Origin of the sequence: Bacillus sp. R86525, assembly GCF_042466195.1 — a bacterium.
GTDB lineage: Bacteria > Bacillota > Bacilli > Bacillales > Bacillaceae_G > Bacillus_A > Bacillus_A nitratireducens.
The window spans coordinates 3,840,892-3,859,187 of record NZ_JAXHPX010000007.1 but is presented as its reverse complement, the minus strand read 5'-3'; the positions used below and the strand labels follow the sequence as shown (position 1 = coordinate 3,859,187).

At 35.6% G+C, this 18,296-nt stretch carries 16 protein-coding genes, 3 other RNA genes and 1 riboswitch; of the genes, 17 read left to right on the top strand and 2 right to left on the bottom strand.

Translation table 11 applies throughout. The features are described from left to right. The first annotated feature begins 51 nt into the window (after nucleotides 1–51). The 11 genes from SJY24_RS22505 to pbuX all read left to right on the top strand — a co-directional run bounded on the left by SJY24_RS22505 (nucleotide 52) and on the right by pbuX (nucleotide 10,440). The gene (locus SJY24_RS22505) at nucleotides 52–606 is read left to right on the top strand and encodes an SLOG family protein (protein WP_377866256.1); all 555 of its coding nucleotides are present in this window, start codon (nucleotides 52–54) and stop codon (nucleotides 604–606) included. Nucleotides 607–703: 97 nt separating this feature from the next. Next, nucleotides 704–1,039, top strand: a complete 336-nt coding sequence (gene gpsB, locus SJY24_RS22500; RefSeq protein ID WP_000622426.1) for a cell division regulator GpsB — start codon at nucleotides 704–706, stop codon at nucleotides 1,037–1,039. Between the two features lie 87 nt (nucleotides 1,040–1,126). Further along, an RNA gene (gene rnpB, locus SJY24_RS22495) (RNase P RNA component class B) lies at nucleotides 1,127–1,518 on the top strand. 180 nt (nucleotides 1,519–1,698) lie between these two features. Then, nucleotides 1,699–2,838 (top strand): THUMP domain-containing class I SAM-dependent RNA methyltransferase, encoded by a 1,140-nt coding sequence (locus tag SJY24_RS22490; protein WP_000521228.1) that lies wholly within the window; start codon nucleotides 1,699–1,701, stop codon nucleotides 2,836–2,838. A 61-nt stretch (nucleotides 2,839–2,899) separates the two neighbouring features. Then, nucleotides 2,900–3,082 carry a DUF3921 domain-containing protein gene (locus SJY24_RS22485; protein WP_000376894.1) on the top strand — a complete coding sequence of 61 codons (183 nt, stop codon included), beginning with the start codon at nucleotides 2,900–2,902 and terminating at the stop codon, nucleotides 3,080–3,082. A gap of 138 nt (nucleotides 3,083–3,220) precedes the next feature. Then, nucleotides 3,221–5,158, top strand: a complete 1,938-nt coding sequence (locus SJY24_RS22480; protein ID WP_377866255.1) for an ATP-dependent DNA helicase — start codon at nucleotides 3,221–3,223, stop codon at nucleotides 5,156–5,158. 101 nt (nucleotides 5,159–5,259) lie between these two features. Beyond that, on the top strand, nucleotides 5,260–6,777 hold the full coding sequence (ypwA, locus tag SJY24_RS22475; protein WP_377866254.1) for a carboxypeptidase: 1,518 nt from the start codon (nucleotides 5,260–5,262) through the stop codon (nucleotides 6,775–6,777). Between the two features lie 45 nt (nucleotides 6,778–6,822). Further along, on the top strand, nucleotides 6,823–7,296 hold the full coding sequence (locus SJY24_RS22470) for a GNAT family N-acetyltransferase (protein ID WP_377866253.1): 474 nt from the start codon (nucleotides 6,823–6,825) through the stop codon (nucleotides 7,294–7,296). A gap of 153 nt (nucleotides 7,297–7,449) precedes the next feature. Then, nucleotides 7,450–8,196, top strand: coding sequence for a type I methionyl aminopeptidase (locus SJY24_RS22465; RefSeq protein WP_377866252.1), 747 nt, complete (start codon nucleotides 7,450–7,452; stop codon nucleotides 8,194–8,196). 116 nt (nucleotides 8,197–8,312) lie between these two features. Further along, nucleotides 8,313–8,414, top strand: a riboswitch (purine riboswitch). Between the two features lie 107 nt (nucleotides 8,415–8,521). Then, nucleotides 8,522–9,115 carry a xanthine phosphoribosyltransferase gene (locus SJY24_RS22460; protein ID WP_078177997.1) on the top strand — a complete coding sequence of 198 codons (594 nt, stop codon included), beginning with the start codon at nucleotides 8,522–8,524 and terminating at the stop codon, nucleotides 9,113–9,115. Between the two features lie 2 nt (nucleotides 9,116–9,117). Beyond that, entirely contained in the window at nucleotides 9,118–10,440 is a 1,323-nt protein-coding gene (gene pbuX / locus SJY24_RS22455) for a xanthine permease PbuX (RefSeq protein ID WP_002030833.1), read from the top strand. Nucleotides 10,441–10,455: 15 nt separating this feature from the next. Here pbuX and SJY24_RS22450 read toward each other — a convergent pair whose 3' ends face one another. Next, nucleotides 10,456–11,619 (bottom strand): DUF418 domain-containing protein, encoded by a 1,164-nt coding sequence (locus SJY24_RS22450; RefSeq protein WP_377866251.1) that lies wholly within the window; start codon nucleotides 11,617–11,619, stop codon nucleotides 10,456–10,458. Between the two features lie 552 nt (nucleotides 11,620–12,171). On the opposite strand from SJY24_RS22450, the gene SJY24_RS22445 reads away from it, so the two are divergent. Then, nucleotides 12,172–15,831, top strand: a complete 3,660-nt coding sequence (locus tag SJY24_RS22445; protein ID WP_377866250.1) for a dynamin family protein — start codon at nucleotides 12,172–12,174, stop codon at nucleotides 15,829–15,831. 3 nt (nucleotides 15,832–15,834) lie between these two features. Here SJY24_RS22445 and SJY24_RS22440 read toward each other — a convergent pair whose 3' ends face one another. Continuing rightward, nucleotides 15,835–16,089 carry a DUF3931 domain-containing protein gene (locus tag SJY24_RS22440; protein ID WP_000369740.1) on the bottom strand — a complete coding sequence of 85 codons (255 nt, stop codon included), beginning with the start codon at nucleotides 16,087–16,089 and terminating at the stop codon, nucleotides 15,835–15,837. A 71-nt stretch (nucleotides 16,090–16,160) separates the two neighbouring features. On the opposite strand from SJY24_RS22440, the gene SJY24_RS22435 reads away from it, so the two are divergent. The 5 genes from SJY24_RS22435 (at nucleotide 16,161) to ssrS (SJY24_RS22415) (ending at nucleotide 18,262) form a co-directional block, all read left to right on the top strand. Continuing rightward, nucleotides 16,161–16,628 (top strand): GNAT family N-acetyltransferase, encoded by a 468-nt coding sequence (locus tag SJY24_RS22435; RefSeq protein WP_377866249.1) that lies wholly within the window; start codon nucleotides 16,161–16,163, stop codon nucleotides 16,626–16,628. Between the two features lie 21 nt (nucleotides 16,629–16,649). Then, nucleotides 16,650–16,922, top strand: coding sequence for a YpbS family protein (locus SJY24_RS22430; RefSeq protein ID WP_000451806.1), 273 nt, complete (start codon nucleotides 16,650–16,652; stop codon nucleotides 16,920–16,922). Nucleotides 16,923–16,924: 2 nt separating this feature from the next. Next, entirely contained in the window at nucleotides 16,925–17,758 is an 834-nt protein-coding gene (locus SJY24_RS22425; RefSeq protein WP_377866248.1) for a sulfurtransferase, read from the top strand. A gap of 116 nt (nucleotides 17,759–17,874) precedes the next feature. Further along, a non-coding RNA gene (ssrS, locus tag SJY24_RS22420) (6S RNA) lies at nucleotides 17,875–18,057 on the top strand. 21 nt (nucleotides 18,058–18,078) lie between these two features. Continuing rightward, a non-coding RNA gene (gene ssrS, locus SJY24_RS22415) (6S RNA) lies at nucleotides 18,079–18,262 on the top strand. Nucleotides 18,263–18,296 lie beyond the last annotated feature (34 nt).

Sequence of the window (18,296 nt, the reverse complement as noted above, 5' to 3'; positions counted from 1 at the left end):
ATGTTAGAACTAGCGAAATGCTAGTTCTTTTTTTGTAATTGGAGTGTTGGTATGAAAGTTGTTACTGTAACAGGATATAAGCCATTTGAACTTGGAATATTTAAAAATGATCATCCAGGAGTAGATTGTATAAAAAAAGCGTTGCACCGCAAATTAACTGCTTTTGTGGAAGATGGTTTGGAGTGGGTTATTATTAGCGGCCAGTTAGGAGTCGAATTATGGGCTGCTGAAGTTGTTTTTGAGATTCAAGTAGAATATCCAGATTTAAAATTAGCGGTATTTACTCCTTTTTTAGAACAAGAAGAAAATTGGAAGGAAGATAACCGTGAATATTACGAATTTATTCTTTCGCAAGCAGATCACATTGATAGTATTACGAAACGGAAGTACGAAAGCCCAGAGCAATTTAAATTAAAGAATCAATTTTTTATTGCAAAAAGCGATGCGCTTTTAGCTGTATATGATGAAGAAAAGCCTGGGAGCCCTAAATATATAGTAGAAGCGGCTAAGAAAAAAGGAGAAATAGAAAATTATCACAGTTATTTCATTCTTTTTTCTGATTTACAAGATATAATGGAAGAGGAACAGTGGAATAATGCAGATTAATATGTAATATTGTACTTGCATATTTGATTGACAAAAGGCATTGTTTCTGAAAAAATTTAGTTAATGAAAGCTTTGGCAAAAATTTGAGGTGAAGAAAATGATTTCGGATAAAATTAAATTAACAGCGAAAGATATTTTAGAAAAAGAATTTAAAACAGGTATGAGAGGTTATCAACAAGAAGAAGTAGATAAGTTTCTTGATATGATTATTAAAGATTATGAAGCCTTTCATAAGGAATTTGATCAATTAAAACAACAAAATGCTCGTTTAAAACGTGAATTAGAAGAGCAGAAAGTAGCGGCAACACAAGTTCCGCAACAACCAGTACAAACACCAGTCGCACAACCAGTATATAACAATACGAATACGGATATTTTAAAACGTCTATCTAATTTAGAAAAAGCTGTATTTGGAAGTAAGTTATACGAATAAATTAGGGTAACAAAAAGGTTAAAGTAGTTTACATAGAAAAAAACATTGCAAAATCTTTTTGTTTCCACTATACTAATGTTTGTCATAACGTTTGGGTAATCGCTGCAACGCCAACGTTGTAGAGGAAAGTCCATGCTCGCACGACCTGAGATGGTCGTAGTGTTCGTGCCTAGCCAAGTCATAAGCTAGGGTATTCTGGCTGTGAGGCTGGTTTAACGGCAGGGAAAAAACCTAAGTCCTTTCGGATATGGTTTGACTACCTTTAAAGTGCCACAGTGACGAAGTCCTTGAAGAAATGATAGGAGTGGAACGAGGTAAACCCCACGAGCGAGAAACCCAAATAATGGTAGGGGAATCTTTTCCAAGGAAATGAACGATGGAAAAGGACAGGTTTTCATAACCTGTAGATAGATGATTGCCACCGGAGTACGAGGCGTGGGCCGTTTGCAGTACAAAGGAACAGAACATGGCTTACAGAACGTTATGAACCAACTATGAAATAACTCAGCTCTCCTTTGTTAGAGGAGGGCTTTTTATTTGTATGAAGTTATAAATTATGAGTTAAAATGGTTAATGAGATAATTCTTCGTAAAATGTAATAATTAATAGGACAAAATGCTATTAACTATTGTTTGATTATACATAAGAGGTGAATGCAAATGGGAAAAGTTACTTTAATTGCAACAGCGGCAATGGGTATTGAAGCGTTAGTTGCCCGAGAAGTTCGTGATCTTGGTTATGAATGCCAAGTAGAAAACAGCAAAGTAACATTTGAAGCAGATGAAAAGGCGATTTGTCGCACGAACTTATGGTTACGTACTGCGGACCGTGTGAAAATTAAAGTTGGCGAATTCAAAGCAACAACATTTGATGAGCTGTTTGAAAAAACGAAAGCATTAAACTGGGGAGATTATATTCCGGAGAACGGGGAGTTCCCTGTTATCGGTAAATCTCTAAAATCTGAGTTATTCAGTGTTTCGGATTGCCAACGTATCGTTAAAAAAGCTGTCGTTGAAAAATTAAAAACAACATATAAACGTACAACTTGGTTTGAAGAAGATGGTCCGTTATTCCGTATTGAGATTGCAATGCTCAAGGATATTGCAACATTAACAATTGATGCGAGTGGTGTAGGACTTCATAAACGTGGATACCGTATGGATCAAGGGGAAGCTCCTTTAAAAGAAACATTAGCTGCGTCTTTAATTAAGTTAACAAACTGGAAACCAGATCGTCCTTTCGTTGATCCTTTCTGTGGATCTGGAACAATTCCAATTGAAGCTGCGTTAATTGGACAAAATATCGCACCAGGATTTAACCGAGGCTTTGCATCGGATGAATGGGGCTGGGTTGGTAAACAAAATTGGCGCGAAGCTCGTCAAGAAGCTGAAGATTTAGCAAATTATAATCAACCATTGCAAATCATTGGATCTGATATTGACCATCGTATGATCCGAGTTGCTCAAGATAACGCAGAAGAAGTTGGATTAGGGGATCTTATATCATTTAAACAAATGCAAGTAAAAGATTTCACGACAAAAGAGGATTATGGCTATGTTGTAACGAATCCTCCATACGGAGAACGTTTAAGTGAAAGAGCGCTTGTTGAAAAATTATATAAAGAAATGGGAGAGGTATTCCGCCCATTAGATACGTGGTCAATGTATTTATTAACAAGTTATGAGGCATTTGAGAAGTGTTACGGAAAAGATGCATCGAAAAAGCGTAAACTGTTTAACGGATTTATCCGTACAGATTACTACCAATACTTCGGAAAACGTCCACCGCGTAATTCATAGTATAAAACTCCTCCAGCGCGCATATACTGGCTATTATGTAATGCGTAAAGGAGGAAGTGATATGGATAGTTTTCAATTATCGATGATTCAAAAAGCTATTCACCGTACGTATGATGAGCTCGGAAAAGAAGTGGATAGTCATGGCGTAATTGTAGATGAAATACAAAAAGCGCAGGAAGAATATTTATCAGCTCTTTCGCATGAAACAGCGATTGATAAACGGTATTTAAAGTCATTAATATAGAAGAAAATTTTCCTTTTTCGAAAGGAAAATTTTTTTTCGTGTATTTCTATGTATTGCAACAGGGGAAAGTAGCTGTATACATATGTGTAGCAGCTGCTATATCTTTTTATAGAAAAACTGTTTGGTTGGAGGCTAAGGATGTTTACTGAGAAGAGATTACCATTTGAAGTAGGAAAACAAGACAATTTTTATGATAAGTTGAATGAGTGGATTGGAGATGTGTTTTACGACATCCTTCCGGAAAAAGGCTTTGAAGAGCGTGATGAACAAATTTTTATGGCGTTTCAGTTAGAGCGTGCTTTCCAAGAGAAAAAAGTTATGTTCGCAGAAGCGGGAGTAGGAACAGGGAAAACAATTGTATATCTTCTATATGCAATTTGTTATGCGCGTTATACTGGGAAGCCAGCTATTATCGCTTGTGCAGATGAAACGTTAATTGAGCAGCTTGTGAAAGAAGAAGGGGACATTGCTAAGTTATCTGAAGCATTAGGACTATCTGTTGATGTAAGACTTGCGAAATCAATGGATAATTATTTATGTTTACGAAAACTAGAAGATGTTATGAGTGGGCGTGCTCCAGAAGTAATTGAAGACGTATATTATGAATTACCACAGTTTGTATTTGATCATGGTACGATGCAAAACTTTACTCACTATGGTGACAGAAAAGAATTTCCGCTTTTAAATGATGAGGAATGGTCAAAAGTAAATTGGGATTACTTCCAAGATTGCTTCACTTGTGATTCTCGTCATCGTTGTGGACAAACTCTTTCTCGTGAACATTATCGTAAAGCGGCAGATTTAATCATTTGCTCTCAAGACTTCTATATGGATCATATTTGGACGTACGATGCTCGTAAACGTGAAGGACAAATTCCATTACTGCCTGAAAGTAGCTGTGTTGTATTCGATGAAGGACATCTTGTAGAATATGCAGCTCAAAAAGCTTTAACGTATCGTTTAAAGCAAACGATGATGGAGCAACTTTTAACGAGATTGTTACAAAACGATATTCGCGAAGAGTTTGCACATTTAGTGGAAGAAACAATTTGGCAAACAGAGCGATTCTTTGAAGTGTTACAAGAGAATAAAAAGGAAATTGCCGGTTCTGATCGTTTAGAAATTACTGTGACAGAAAAGGTAACTGCAGAGGCGAATAGACTTTACGCAAAAATCGGTGAAGTCGGTGACGCATTAGTATTTGAAAGTGAAATGCATACAGTAAACACATACGACTTAAATATCGTTGATGAACATTTAGATGTATTAGAACATTCACTTCGTCTGTTCATGCACGAGAAAAATGTAATTACATGGGGTGAAGAAGGTGATGGAGCCTTCACGCTAGTAATTATGCCACGTGCAGTTGAAGAAGTATTACAAGAGAAAGTATTCTCGAAGAAAATCCCGTACATTTTCTCTTCTGCTACATTATCTAACAACGATTCATTCGCATTTACAGCAAATAGCCTAGGGGTAAAAGATTACTTATCATTCTCAGTTGCCTCACCGTTTGATTATGAGGAGCAAATGGCAGTAAACTTATTATCGCATACGAAAGAAAATGAATGGGAAAGAAAGTGTCAATATACACTTGAAAATATACAGAAAACAAATGGACGTACACTTGTATTATTCCGTACAACACAAGAGCTTGCAGCGTTTAAAGAATATGTAAGTAAAGAGCAAATGTCAGTTCCGTTCCTATATGAAGGGGATCAAGAAATTAGTCAGCTCGTTTCTCGTTTCCAAAATGAAGAAGAGACTGTGCTTTGTGCCGTTCATTTATGGGAAGGTTTAGATATTCCTGGCTCATCATTATCACATGTTATTATTTGGTCATTACCATTCCCTCCAAACGATCCTGTGTTTGAAGCGAAGCGTAAACATGTAAATGATCCATTCTGGGATGTAGATGTACCATATATGATTTTACGTCTTCGTCAAGGGATTGGCCGTTTAATTCGTACGAGCGACGATAAAGGTGCTATATCAATCTTCTTATCTGATAGAGAAGATGAGAAAGTGGTAGAAGCGGTGAAAAACGTACTACCAGTAGAAGGTAAAGAATTATAAGGAGAAAGCTTGGCGCTTGCCAAGCTTTTTTTCTATTATAAAAGGAATTTAGATTTCCATGTCGAATTAAGCTTGAGGTAGAAAAAGGAGGTTTTTATACGATGACAGTAGCTACATATGAAGTAGAAAAACAATTTTTAACATATGTGAAGAAGATACAGAATTACGGAGAAGCATTAAGCTTAATGTTTTGGGACTTGAGAACAGGTGCGCCTAAAAAAGGTGTAGACCAGCGTTCAGAAGTAATTGGTATGCTTTCATCAGAAGTGTTTGCCATGTCGACTTCAGATGAGATGGGGAATTATTTAACAGAGCTTGAAGCTTTAATACGTGAAGACAAACTTTCTGACACGACAAAGAAAATGGTTGAAGAGTGTCGTAAAGAATATGATAGAAATAAGAAAATTCCGCAAGCGGAATATGAAGCGTATGTGAAATTAGAAGCGAAAGCGGAAAGTGTGTGGGAAGAAGCCCGCGAAAAATCTGATTTCGAAATGTTCCGTCCGTATTTAGAGAAAATTGTTGAATTCAAAAAGAAATTTATTACATATTGGGGTTACGAAACATATAAATATAATACATTATTAGATATGTATGAGCCGGGTATTACAGTAGAAGTGTTAGATCACGTATTTGGTCAACTTCGTGAGCGTATCGTTCCGCTCGTAAAAGAAATATCAGAGTCGCAAAAGAGATTAAAGACAAGTGCCTTATCAGAACATTTTTCAAAAGAAAAACAAAAAAGCTTTACATTAGAGCTATTAAAGCAATTAAATTATGACTTTGAAGCAGGTCGTCTTGATGAAACGGTACATCCATTCGAGATTACATTAAATAGAGGGGATGTTCGTATTACGACACGCTATGACGAAAAAGATTTCCGTATGGCTGTGTTTGGAACAATTCATGAATGTGGTCATGCTGTATATGAACAAAATATTGCAGAGAAATTTGAAGGTACACCGCTATGTAGTGGAACATCTATGGGTATTCATGAGTCACAATCATTATTCTTTGAGAACTTTATCGGTCGTAATAAATCATTCTGGAAGAAAAATTATGATTTATTAAAAGAGTATAGCGATGGCCAGTTCAATGATATATCAGTAGATGAGTTTTATGATGCGATTAACGAATCGAAGCCATCGTTCATTCGTATAGAAGCAGATGAACTTACATATCCGCTTCACGTCATGGTTCGTTATGAACTTGAGAAAGAATTGTTTGATGGTACATTACAAGTGAAGGATTTGCCAGCGGCTTGGAATGATAAGATGGAAGCATATTTAGGAATTCGTCCGGAAAACGATGCACAAGGTGTATTGCAAGATGTTCACTGGGCTGGTGGTTCATTTGGATACTTCCCATCTTATGCGCTTGGTTATATGTATGCAGCGCAATTTAAGGAAAGAATGATAAAAGACATTCCGAACTTTGATGCATTATTAGAAGTAGAAAACGTAACACCAATTCGTGAATGGTTAACCGAAAATATTCACCAATATGGTAAAACGAAAAAGCCACTTGAAATTTTAGAAGATGTGACAGGCGAAGGGTTAAATGCAAACTACTTAGCAGATTATTTAGAAGCGAAGTATAAAGAAATCTATGAGTTATAAAAAAGAGCTGCTTAATTGCAGCTCTTTTTTTAAGGGGATAGAAAAATGATTTATACATATACAGTAATGACGCAAGAAGAAGCAGAAGAAATTGCATATAACTGGCATTATGAAGGGAAATATTCCTTTTACGATATAGAGGCAGATCAAGAAGATTTAGCTGAATTTTTACATGATGAGAGCAGAGGAGATCATGCATTTTCTGTGAAAGAAAATGGCACTCTCATTGGTTTTTTTACTGTTTGTAAAATAAATAATGGAACGGTTGATATAGGTCTTGGAATGAGACCTGATATAACTGGGAATGGATTTGGTCTACAGTTCCTAAAGGCTGGACTAGCTTTTAGTAAAGAAAAATACGGATGCAATTGTATAACACTATCAGTAGCGACATTTAATGAAAGAGCGATTAAAGTGTATAAAAGAGCAGGATTCGAAGCTGTTGGGACCTTTATACAGAAAACAAATGGTAGTTGTTTTGAGTTTTTGAAAATGAATTATATATGTGAAAATGATTAAAAAACAGAGGGGGTCTTCTGTTTTTTTATTTTGATGTAGAAATATATGATACATGTTTTGCACTTGTTGTAATTGGGATTTTTGAAATTTTGAAAGAGGATGTGTATGATTGAACTTTAGTAGCAAATAGCAGGCTTAGCAAGGAGAGATAGAATGATTACAATGAAAACGAAAAATGAAATAGATTTGATGCATGAATCTGGGAAATTACTTGCTTCATGTCATAGGGAAATTGGAAAAATGATGAAACCAGGAATAACGACACAAGAAATTGATACGTTTGTTGAAGCATATTTAGAAAAGCATGGTGCAACATCTGAACAGAAAGGTTACAACGGGTATCCATATGCGATATGTGCGTCTGTAAACGATGAAATGTGTCATGGATTTCCAACGGATGTTCCTTTAAATGAGGGAGATGTTGTGACGATTGATATGGTAGTAAACTTAAATGGTGCGCTTTCAGATTCTGCATGGACATATACAGTTGGCGATATTTCTAATGAAGCAGAAAGGTTATTGGTAGCAGCTGAGAGTGCTTTGTTTAAAGGGATTGATCAGGCGGTAATCGGTAACCATGTAGGAGATATTGGCTATGCAATTGAAAGTTATGTAGCAAATGAAGGTTTTTCTGTCGCAAGAGATTTTACGGGGCATGGGATTGGTAAAGAGATTCATGAAGAACCAGCAATTTTTCATTTTGGTAAACAAGGACAAGGGCCTAAGCTGCAAGAAGGAATGGTAATTACGATTGAGCCGATTGTAAATGTAGGTATGCGATATTCTAAAGTTGATTTAAACGGATGGACTGCAAGAACGATGGACGGTAAATTATCAGCTCAATATGAGCATACAATTGCGATTACAAAAGATGGGCCAGTCATTTTAACGAAGCTGTAATAGAGAATGTAAGAGTTTGCAAAACTCGAACAAAAACAGTGTTTTTATAAAATTTGTACGTGTTTTTTTAATAAATACTTTCCAAATTATAAAAAGTGCGTTATAATCCTTCTATAAAATAAATAGTTAGCTACACTCATATAATCGCGGGGATATGGCCTGCAAGTTTCTACCGAAGTACCGTAAATACTTTGACTATGAGTGAGGACGAATATATTTGCTTGTTTAGCATTCTTTTTTTGCGAAACTCCAAAAGCGCGTCTCTCACTTGTAACGAGTGGTGGCGGCTTTTGGAGTTTTTTATTGCATAAGAGGGGGAACAAACATGAAAGTATTACAAGAAAAGATTTTGAACGAAGGAAAGGTTTTATCTGGTGACGTATTAAAGGTAGATGCATTTTTAAATCATCAAATTGACCCAGTACTTATGCAAGAGATCGGAAAAGAATTTGCTAAACGTTTTAAAGAAGAGAACATTACAAAAATCGTGACGATTGAATCTTCAGGCATTGCACCAGCAGTTATGGCTGCATTAGAGCTTGGTGTAAAAGTAATCTTTGCAAGAAAACGTAAATCGTTAACGTTACAAGATAATATGTACGTTGCAAACGTATATTCATTTACAAAACAAGAAACGAATGAAATTTCATTATCTCGAAATCATATTGATGAAAATGATCGCGTTTTAATTATCGATGACTTTTTAGCAAATGGTCAGGCTGCTTTAGGATTAATGAGTTTAGTAGAGCAAGCTGGTGCAAGTATTGCGGGAATTGGCATTGTTATTGAAAAAGCATTTCAAGATGGAGGAAAGAAGCTGCGTGAACAAGGTGTTCGTGTTGAATCACTAGCAGAAATTGCATCACTTGATAACGGCACAGTTACATTTGTACAGCAAGAAACTGCGGAGGTGAATTAACAATGAAGCAGCACCCATTTAAAATCGCATCGCTTGGTATGCAGCATATGCTTGCCATGTATGCTGGCGCAATTATTGTTCCTCTTATTGTCGGCGGAGGACTTGGTTTAAATCAACAAGAATTAACGTATTTAGTATCGATTGACTTATTAATGTGCGGCGTTGCAACGATTTTACAAGCATTATCAAATCGCTTTTTCGGTATTGGGCTTCCGGTTGTACTTGGTTGTACCTTTACAGCTGTTGGGCCGATGATTGCAATTGGTAAACAATACGGTGTGTCTTCCATATATGGAGCGATTATTGCTGCGGGATTATTTGTTGTTATTTTCGCGAAATTATTTGGGAAACTTGTAAAACTATTTCCACCTGTTGTAACAGGATCTGTCGTTACCGTAATTGGAGTTACACTTGTTCCAGCAGCAATTAATGATATGGCTGGAGGAGTAGGAAGTAAGGATTTTGGTAGTCTTGAAAATTTAGCGTTAGCATTTGGTGTGTTACTATTTATCATCATTATGTATCGTTTCTTTGACGGATTTATTCGTTCAATCTCTATTTTACTAGGTCTATTGTTCGGTACAATCGTTGCAGCATTTATGGGGAAAGTAAGTTTGCAAGCGGTTGGAGAAGCGGATTGGTTCCACGGTATTCAGCCATTTTACTTCGGTACACCAACATTTGAATTAACGCCAATTATTACGATGATCTTAGTTGCTTGCGTAGGGATTGTAGAAGCAACAGGTGTATATTTTGCATTATCTGATATTTGTAATAAAAAAATCGGTGAAAAAGAATTAACAAAAGGTTATCGTGCAGAAGGATTAGCAATGGTTTTAGGTGGAATTTTTAACGCATTTCCATATACAACTTACTCTCAAAACGTAGGACTTGTTCAATTAACTGGAGTAAGAAATCGCGTTATTATTTATACTTGCGGTGGTATGTTAATTGTTCTTGGGTTCATTCCAAAAATCGCAGCTATTACAACAATTATTCCGAAATCAGTACTTGGCGGTGCAATGCTAGCAATGTTCGGCATGGTTATGGCATATGGTATTAAAATGTTAAGCAGTGTTGATTTTGGAAAACAAGAAAATTTATTAATTGTCGCATGTTCTGTCGGAATCGGACTTGGAGTTACAGTTGTTCCAACGTTATTCTCACAGCTTCCTGAAAATATTCGCATTTTAACGGATAACGGAATTGTTCTAGGAAGTGCATCAGCAGTACTTTTAAATATTGTATTCAATATGGTGCCGCAGCGTAAAGTGAAAGTAAAAGAAGAGCCTGTTTCGATGCAAAGTGCAGTAAGAGAAGCGTAAAAAAGCAAGGTCTCATTATGAGACCTTGCTTTTCTTTTTAAGTGGCATCATTTTCCCGTACGTACCAAGACGCCAAATGTACTCAAGTGGCCCGTATTGATAACGTGACAGCCACCAGCGGCTAATAAAGATTTGCAACGTGTAGAAACCGATGCAAAATAGTGGTCCTACCCATAATGGAGCAGGATAATAATTTTTGAGCAATAGACCAAATACAAGTAATGTAACAATTGTATGTGAAAGGTAGTTTGTTAACGCCATTCGCCCAACGTACTGGAACGGACGTAATAATGTTTGCCATCTTTCTTTTTGTAATAAACGCATCAGCGTGAAAATGTAGAATATGAATAATGTTTTTCCACTAAACATTGTAAAGACCTGCATATAAATTGGTTCATAAGATGGTTTTGATAAGAAATAACGGACCATGAAGAACCACATTGGCAATGTTAAAATGAACATAATAATTTGCCATTTTTTAAGCTTTGGATCTAACTCTTTCGTACGGCGGAAAATATCCTTTTTACCGGCGTATAAACCAAGTAAAAATAGCCCAACTGTTTCTGGGAGCATAAATGCGTTTAGTCCAATTCCATCAGCATAAAATGCATGGAAACGATTTTGTATTTGTGACATCCAGTCTTCAAGTGGCATGATAGGTAAGGAAAATCCTAATTCTGCCTTTGGAACTAATGCAATCATAATACCAGCGATTAGCATGAAAAACTGAAAAATACTTAATAAAACGATTGCCCATATTAAAATGGTACGAGGTTCTCTCTTATAAAATAAAAATAAGAAAAATCCAGCGATTGCATAAGTATGTAAAATGTCTCCGTCCCATAAAAGAACGTAATGTAAGAAACCAAATAATAATAAAATAAGTAAGCGACGAACAAATAAAGTTTTTGGGCGATCTGTTTTCGCTTCAGCACGAGTCATAAAAATGTAAAATCCTAGGCCGAATAAAAACGAAAAGATAGTATAAAACTTTGTTTGAATAAACATATCGTAAAATAGACGGATATAGCTATTTAGCCCCTCATAAACTCCTGAAAGATCACGTGAGTCAATCCCAGCGATAACAGGCCAGTTAACAAGAAAAATACCTAGTACAGCTATTCCTCTAATAATATCGATGGAATGTATCCTCTCGCCTTGTGAAATATTTTGTGTCATTATTTTCCTCCTTGTTAAGTAATTCCCTTTTATTATACAAAATGTAAAGAGGAGGGTATATAGGTAATTTCCAATTTTTAAAGCTGTTAAGATGTGTATTATGAGATATAATAAGAGTGCACAGCAAGTTTTAAACTTCTTTAAAACAGGCAGTAAAGCTCCTTTTCCCGAAGGAGCTTTCTTTTTTAGAAACTTGTTGATAATGATTCTCTTTAATGATAAAATGTATTTAAAAGTGATAATCATTATCAAAAAAAGGTTGGTGTGTTAATATGGTGTATGCACTTGTTGTAGGAACGATTGCTATATATGTTGGTGTTACAAAGTATGTATTAAATGGAGTAGGAACAACAAAATGAATAATATTACATAAAATCCCTTTCATTTGTAAAAAGAATGAAAGGGATTTTTTTATTTTTAATGAGAATATGCTGAAAATTTAGTATGATAGTAAAGTGAAACTGTAATCATTGGATGCTCAGTCCTAAATGATTATTGTCACACAAATAGCGGGATAAAATATATACATCTTGGATAAAGGGGAACAAGGGGATGACAAACATAGTACAGACAAACGGTATGAAAAAACTTGTTTGTTTTTATGAAGAGTGGCAAAAACATGGAGATGCAGAGAATAGTTTGAAGTTGTTTGAAGTTATTCAAAAATATAAACAAGAACAGCTTATGATAGCTTTTTGTGGTCATTTTTCGGCAGGGAAATCGACAATGATGAATCATCTATATAAAGCGCAATTACTACCGACAAGTCCAATTCCAACGAGTGCTAATGTCGTTAAAATTGAAAAAGGTCCTGATCGCGTTGTTGTTACGATTAAGTCTGGAGAACGGTATGAATATGACGGCGCATATTCAGCAGAAGAATTAAAACAAATATGTAAAGACGGTGATGAAGTAATTGGTGTTCATATTTATCGAAATGATGCACCAATTCCTGACGGAGTTATGTTAGTTGATACGCCAGGAATTGATTCTACAGATGATGCTCACCAATTAGCAACAGAATCAACACTGCATCTTGCAGATGTTATTTTTTACATGATGGATTATAACCATGTCCAATCAGAAGTGAATTTACAGTTTGTTAAAGAATTGAAACAACGTAATAAAACGGTTTATCTTGTTGTAAACCAAATAGATAAACATAAAGAAAATGAACTATCTTTTGAAGAGTATAGAGAAAGTGTAAAACAATCTTTTGCTAACTGGGATATTGAAGTAGATGGTATTTTTTATACATCATTGCGAATGATGAATCATCCATACAATGAGATTCAAAGTTTAGAAGTACTAATCTCTTCTATCATGAAAGAGAAAGAGCAGTATGTAAGTAAGGGAATGGAGCGAGAAACAAAATATTTACTGCAAGAACATTTCTCATTTATTCTTTCTGAAAATGAAAAACAGCTTATAAAATATGAGGAAGAATTAGTCTCACCGCTGTCGCTTTCAGAGATTGTTGAAAAGAAGGAAGAGTTAATTGAAAATAAAAATCGAGCATCGAGTAAAGAGTCTGATGTAAGAAATGAATTTATTAAAGGTTTACAAGCTATATTAGATAACGCGTATTTAATGCCATTTGAAATGAGAGAATTGGCAAATGAGTATTTAGAAACGAAATTAACGAAATTTAAAGTTGGTTTGCTATTTGCGAAGGGAAAGACGGAGCAAGAAAAACAGAGACGTGTAGATGCTTTTCATTCCGCACTTCAAAAAACTGTTGAAACGCAACTTGATTTTCATGTGAAAGAATTTATTGTAACCTTCTTAAAAGAAGAGGGATTATTTACAGAGGAAATTGGGAAAGACATATATGCTCTAGAGATTGCTTTCGGGCCGGAATTATTGGCTGAGACAATTAAACAAGGGGCTGGCTTTACCGGTGATTACTTACTTCTATATACCGCTGATGTTGCAAATGAGTTGAAAAAAAGATACTTTATGAAATCTCAGCAAATATTCGGGAAAAGTACGGGTACATTGCAGAAAAAAGCGAAGATAGAAGTTGCTCGTATTGAAGAAGAGATTGAAAAATACAGGATGTTACAAACAGCAAAAGAAACGAAATTACAATACATTAAGGCGTATGAGGAATATGAGAGTTATTTAGGAGATGTTTGGAATGAACATATTTCTATACCAGATGGATTGCGAATAGACGAAATATTACAAAGTGAAAAACAAATTGTTAGTGAGAAGTTTACGCTACAAGAGCAAGAAATCGTAAATGATAACGAAATGGCTAGTGAAGAAGAAATTAAAGGGACGGCAGCTTTAAATATTCAGCGTATATTAGAAAAAGTGAAGAAAGCTGAAACAATATTAGATCCATTGCCTACACTGAAACATTTACAGCAAGAAGTAGTTGGAAAAAGGAAGCGTGTAGAAACGAAGCAATTTACAGTAGCATTATTTGGAGCTTTTAGTGCTGGGAAATCATCATTTGCTAACGCATTGCTCGGTGAAAAGGTACTTCCTGTATCACCAAACCCAACGACAGCAACGATTAATCAAATTTTGCCGGTTACAGAGGAAAAACCACACGGAACAGTAATTGTTCAGTTTAAATCAAAGCAAGCACTATTAGAAGATGTGAAAGCTGTTTATAAGCTGTTTCATTATGAGATTACTACGTTAGATGAAGCGTTAACGCAAATTGATAAAGTTATGAAATATCCTTCACCGAGCGGGAAGCAAAAAACAACATTTAGCTTTTTACGAGCGGTACAAAAAGGATATGAGGCAGTTGCTGCTCATTTAGGGGAACAAGTACAAGTAACGTTAGAAGAATTCTCTGATTATGTAGCTAATGAAGAAAAATCATGCTTTGTTGAGTATATGGAGCTTTATTACGATTGTGCTTTAACAAGACAAGGAGTAGCTCTTGTAGATACACCAGGAGCTGATTCTATTAACGCTCGCCATACGGATGTTGCATTCCAGTATATTAAAAATGCGGATGCTATTTTATTCGTAACATACTATAATCATGTTTTCTCCCGTGCAGATCGTGAATTTTTAATTCAGCTCGGTCGTGTAAAGGATACGTTTGCACTTGATAAAATGTTCTTCTTAATTAATGCGGCCGATTTAGCAGAGTCTGAAGAAGAACTTGAAATGGTAAAAGGCTATATTGCAGATCAGCTCTTGCAATATGGTATTAGAAATCCACGTTTATTTGCAATTTCAAGTTTATGTGCGCTTGAGGAAAAGCAAGGGAAAAGTATTGACAAAGAAAAGTATGGCGTTTTACAAAACTCTGGGATTGCTAAGTTTGAAGAATCATTTACATCCTTTATGATGAGGGATTTAATGCTTGTATCTGTGCATGCTTTATATGGTGCATTGCAAGGAGCGAATCAGCTTCTAGTAAATATGATAAATGGCGCAAAGCAGGGAAATGATGAGAAAGCGAAGCAAACAAAAAAATATGAAGCAGAGCGTGATCAGCTACTTCATATTATTTCGTCATATAGTGTGCTTGCTGAAGAACAAGCAATGCAAAATGAAGTGAAAGAATTGCTTTATTACGTACAACAACGCTTATTCCTGCGCTATAACGATGTGTTTACTGAATTTATTAATCCAGCATCACTTCGAACAGATGGGAATGTAAAAACGCAGTTGCAACAGTGTGTAATGGAATTAGTTTCATTTATTCAACATGATTTATTACAAGAAATGCGTGCGACATCATTACGTCTTGAAAGATGGATAGATGAAGCGATGAAGCGCGCAAAGGATGAAATTGTTGTGAACTGCAAAGGAGAAAATGAATCGATTTCTATGGGCGGAACAGTAGATTATGAATATAAAGTTATTACACATAAAGAGCCATTTCCTTCAATAGAAATAAAAGATTTCAAAAAGGCATTAGCGCATTTTAAAAATGAGAAAAGCTTTTTTGAAAAAAATGATAAAGCTTTTATGCAAGAAGACGCTAAAGGAGTACTAGAACCTTTCGTATCAAACTATGTAGTTGATGAAGAAGATTTATTCATTCATCATTATAAGCAAGAGTGGGATACAAAATGGAATTTATTCCGAAAAGTGATGCAACAAGATGTTGAGAAATATTATGAAAGTATATTATTTGCTTTAGCTGAAACGATCGATGTAACACTATATGAGCAAAGTAAAGAAGAGCTTCAAAAGCAGTTAATAGAAATAGAAAAAGAAATTTATGTTATATAGTCGCTATGAAAAAAAGATTCGTTCAATTTTCTTCTGTAATACAGTATCTAAAGATTTTACGAACCCTGCGAATTCATCAGTAGAAATCATATGAGTAAGAACTAAGCGTCTGCCGTCTGGTGTTTCACCGCATAAGACGAATGAAGAAAACTCATATGTTTTGTTTTCGACTACTAATTTTGGATAGGAATATGTGTCGCTCTTCTTTTTCTTTCCATCAATGGAGATGACGTTGCATTTTTTCTCATTGTTGTCCATGGTGAATCCCTCCTTTCTATTACTTATGGTAGACAAGGAGGGTTTAGAACAATGGAGAAGGGGGAATTTTTATGGATATTGTATTAGATTGTGTTTCTAAAGATGATGTACCAAAGTCTTTACTCTTGCTTGCTGATCCAAGCGAGCGGCAAATCGCTACATATATACAGAGAGGAATGATATATGTAGCTAAAGTAGAGGGGAAAGTGGTTGGTGTATATGTGTTGTTGGAAACAAGACCAAAGACGATGGAAATTATGAATATTGCGGTTGTAGAACATATGCAAGGGAAAGGTATTGGTAAGAAGATGTTGCTGCATGCGATAGAAACAGCTAAAGGATATGGCATGTACAAGATTGAAATTGGGACAGGTAATTCTAGCGTTTCACAACTTGCGTTATATCAAAAATGTGGATTTCGTATTTTTTCTATTGATTTTGATTACTTTTCGAAGCATTATGAAGAAGAGATTATTGAAAATTCCATTGTATGCCGTGATATGATTCGGCTTGCAATGGAATTGAATAAGAAAGTATAACTTATTTAGGGGGAAGAGAAGATGGAAGTACATAAAGCAATTACAGCACATTCTCGTAAACAAAATGAAAGTGTAAAAGCATGTTTACAATTAGATGCGCAGCGTGAAGCAGCTATTGAAGCAGCCGTATCTCTTGCGTCAAAGGGGAAAGAATTTTCGGTTGATATCATTAATGTTGTAACAAAGCAAATTAATGATCTTGCAAAAAATGGTGTTACACTGCAGCGTAAATTTGTTACAGAAGAAATGGTTATGGAGTATGTAAGTCGTTTGCAAGAGAAAGAAGGTCGTTAAAGATGATAGTTACAGTCGAATGGTTACGTGAGCATATAGAAGATGAGAATGTCCGTATAATCGATTGTCGTTTTGATTTAGCGAATCCTAAATGGGGTAGAGAAAAGTATGAGGAAGAACATATTCCTCATGCGTTATATTTTGATTTGAATTTAGATTTATCAAGTCCTGTAATAAAGCATGGTGGTCGCCATCCATTGCCACATATTGAGGAGTTTGCAGACAAGCTTTCGCAAGCTGGTATTGATGAACATACGACAGTAATTGCGTATGACAGTCAAGCTGGTGCAAACGCTTCTCGTCTCTGGTGGTTATTAAACTATGTAGGACATGAGAAAGTATATATATTAGATGGTGGACTTCCGGCTTGGAAAGAGAATGGATTACATACAACAATGGAAATCCCTGTTGTTGCACGAAAAACATTCAAAGCAAATATACAAGATCATATGCTTGTAACGATGGACACGGTCAAAGAGAATATTCATGCAGGTACAGATATTACGCTAATTGATTCTAGAGAGCCAAAACGTTATGCTGGTGCTGAAGAACTCGTTGATTCGAAGGCAGGGCATATTCCAACAGCAGTAAACTATTTTTGGAAAGATGGAATTTTAGAATCAGGACGCTTTAAAAACAACGAGGAACAGCAAGGACGTTTCCAAAATCTCGATAAAGAGAAGGAAACAATCGTATATTGTGGTTCTGGTGTCACAGCATGTCCGAACATAGTTGCATTAAAATTAGCTGGTTTTCAAAATGTTAAATTGTATGCAGGTAGCTGGAGTGATTGGATTTCTTATCCAGAAAATCAAATTGTAAAAGAAGAAGATTAATCACTTGCATGCAAAAATAATTTGTATTAAAATAAGGTCACAAGCAAGAGATTGCTTCAAAAATAATATATTTTACACATTGGAAACAATGTGATAATATAACGACAGGTAAATAATACATCCTGCGGTGTACGTAACTTATTTATGTCTAAAACCGATGTTAGTTATACGGAAGCTCAATATTTAGCGACCATCATCAAGCCTTCCTTGTGGAGGAAGATGTACGGTAACTGTGAGGGCATCCACCTGCGAGTAGCGGGTTTTTGGACATTTACGAGGAGCGGCACGTGCGGGGGTCTTATTTCAACTAACATTATATAAAATTCCTACGGTGTACGTAGCTTATGCATGTCTTAAACCAATAAGTTTAATATGGAAGTTCAATATTTAAATGTAGCTAACATGCCATCTTTTTAAGAAGGAAGTTACAAACATTTGTGAGAGCATCCACCTGTGAGAGCAGGTTTATGGACATCTAGAGAGAACGGCATATGTGGGGCTAAATAAAAACCTTACGTTTTATACGTAAGGTTTTTTT

Coding starts and splice junctions, on each gene's coding strand:
- SJY24_RS22470 (WP_377866253.1), top strand. CDS start 6,823: ATGATTTATACATATACAGTAATGACGCAAGAAGAAGCAGAAGAAATT.
- SJY24_RS22460 (WP_078177997.1), top strand. CDS start 8,522: ATGAAAGTATTACAAGAAAAGATTTTGAACGAAGGAAAGGTTTTATCT.
- SJY24_RS22465 (WP_377866252.1), top strand. CDS start 7,450: ATGATTACAATGAAAACGAAAAATGAAATAGATTTGATGCATGAATCT.
- SJY24_RS22430 (WP_000451806.1), top strand. CDS start 16,650: ATGGAAGTACATAAAGCAATTACAGCACATTCTCGTAAACAAAATGAA.
- ypwA (WP_377866254.1), top strand. CDS start 5,260: ATGACAGTAGCTACATATGAAGTAGAAAAACAATTTTTAACATATGTG.
- pbuX (WP_002030833.1), top strand. CDS start 9,118: ATGAAGCAGCACCCATTTAAAATCGCATCGCTTGGTATGCAGCATATG.
- SJY24_RS22440 (WP_000369740.1), bottom strand. CDS start 16,089: ATGGACAACAATGAGAAAAAATGCAACGTCATCTCCATTGATGGAAAG.
- SJY24_RS22490 (WP_000521228.1), top strand. CDS start 1,699: ATGGGAAAAGTTACTTTAATTGCAACAGCGGCAATGGGTATTGAAGCG.
- SJY24_RS22425 (WP_377866248.1), top strand. CDS start 16,925: ATGATAGTTACAGTCGAATGGTTACGTGAGCATATAGAAGATGAGAAT.
- gpsB (WP_000622426.1), top strand. CDS start 704: ATGATTTCGGATAAAATTAAATTAACAGCGAAAGATATTTTAGAAAAA.
- SJY24_RS22480 (WP_377866255.1), top strand. CDS start 3,221: ATGTTTACTGAGAAGAGATTACCATTTGAAGTAGGAAAACAAGACAAT.
- SJY24_RS22450 (WP_377866251.1), bottom strand. CDS start 11,619: ATGACACAAAATATTTCACAAGGCGAGAGGATACATTCCATCGATATT.
- SJY24_RS22445 (WP_377866250.1), top strand. CDS start 12,172: ATGACAAACATAGTACAGACAAACGGTATGAAAAAACTTGTTTGTTTT.
- SJY24_RS22505 (WP_377866256.1), top strand. CDS start 52: ATGAAAGTTGTTACTGTAACAGGATATAAGCCATTTGAACTTGGAATA.
- SJY24_RS22435 (WP_377866249.1), top strand. CDS start 16,161: ATGGATATTGTATTAGATTGTGTTTCTAAAGATGATGTACCAAAGTCT.
- SJY24_RS22485 (WP_000376894.1), top strand. CDS start 2,900: ATGGATAGTTTTCAATTATCGATGATTCAAAAAGCTATTCACCGTACG.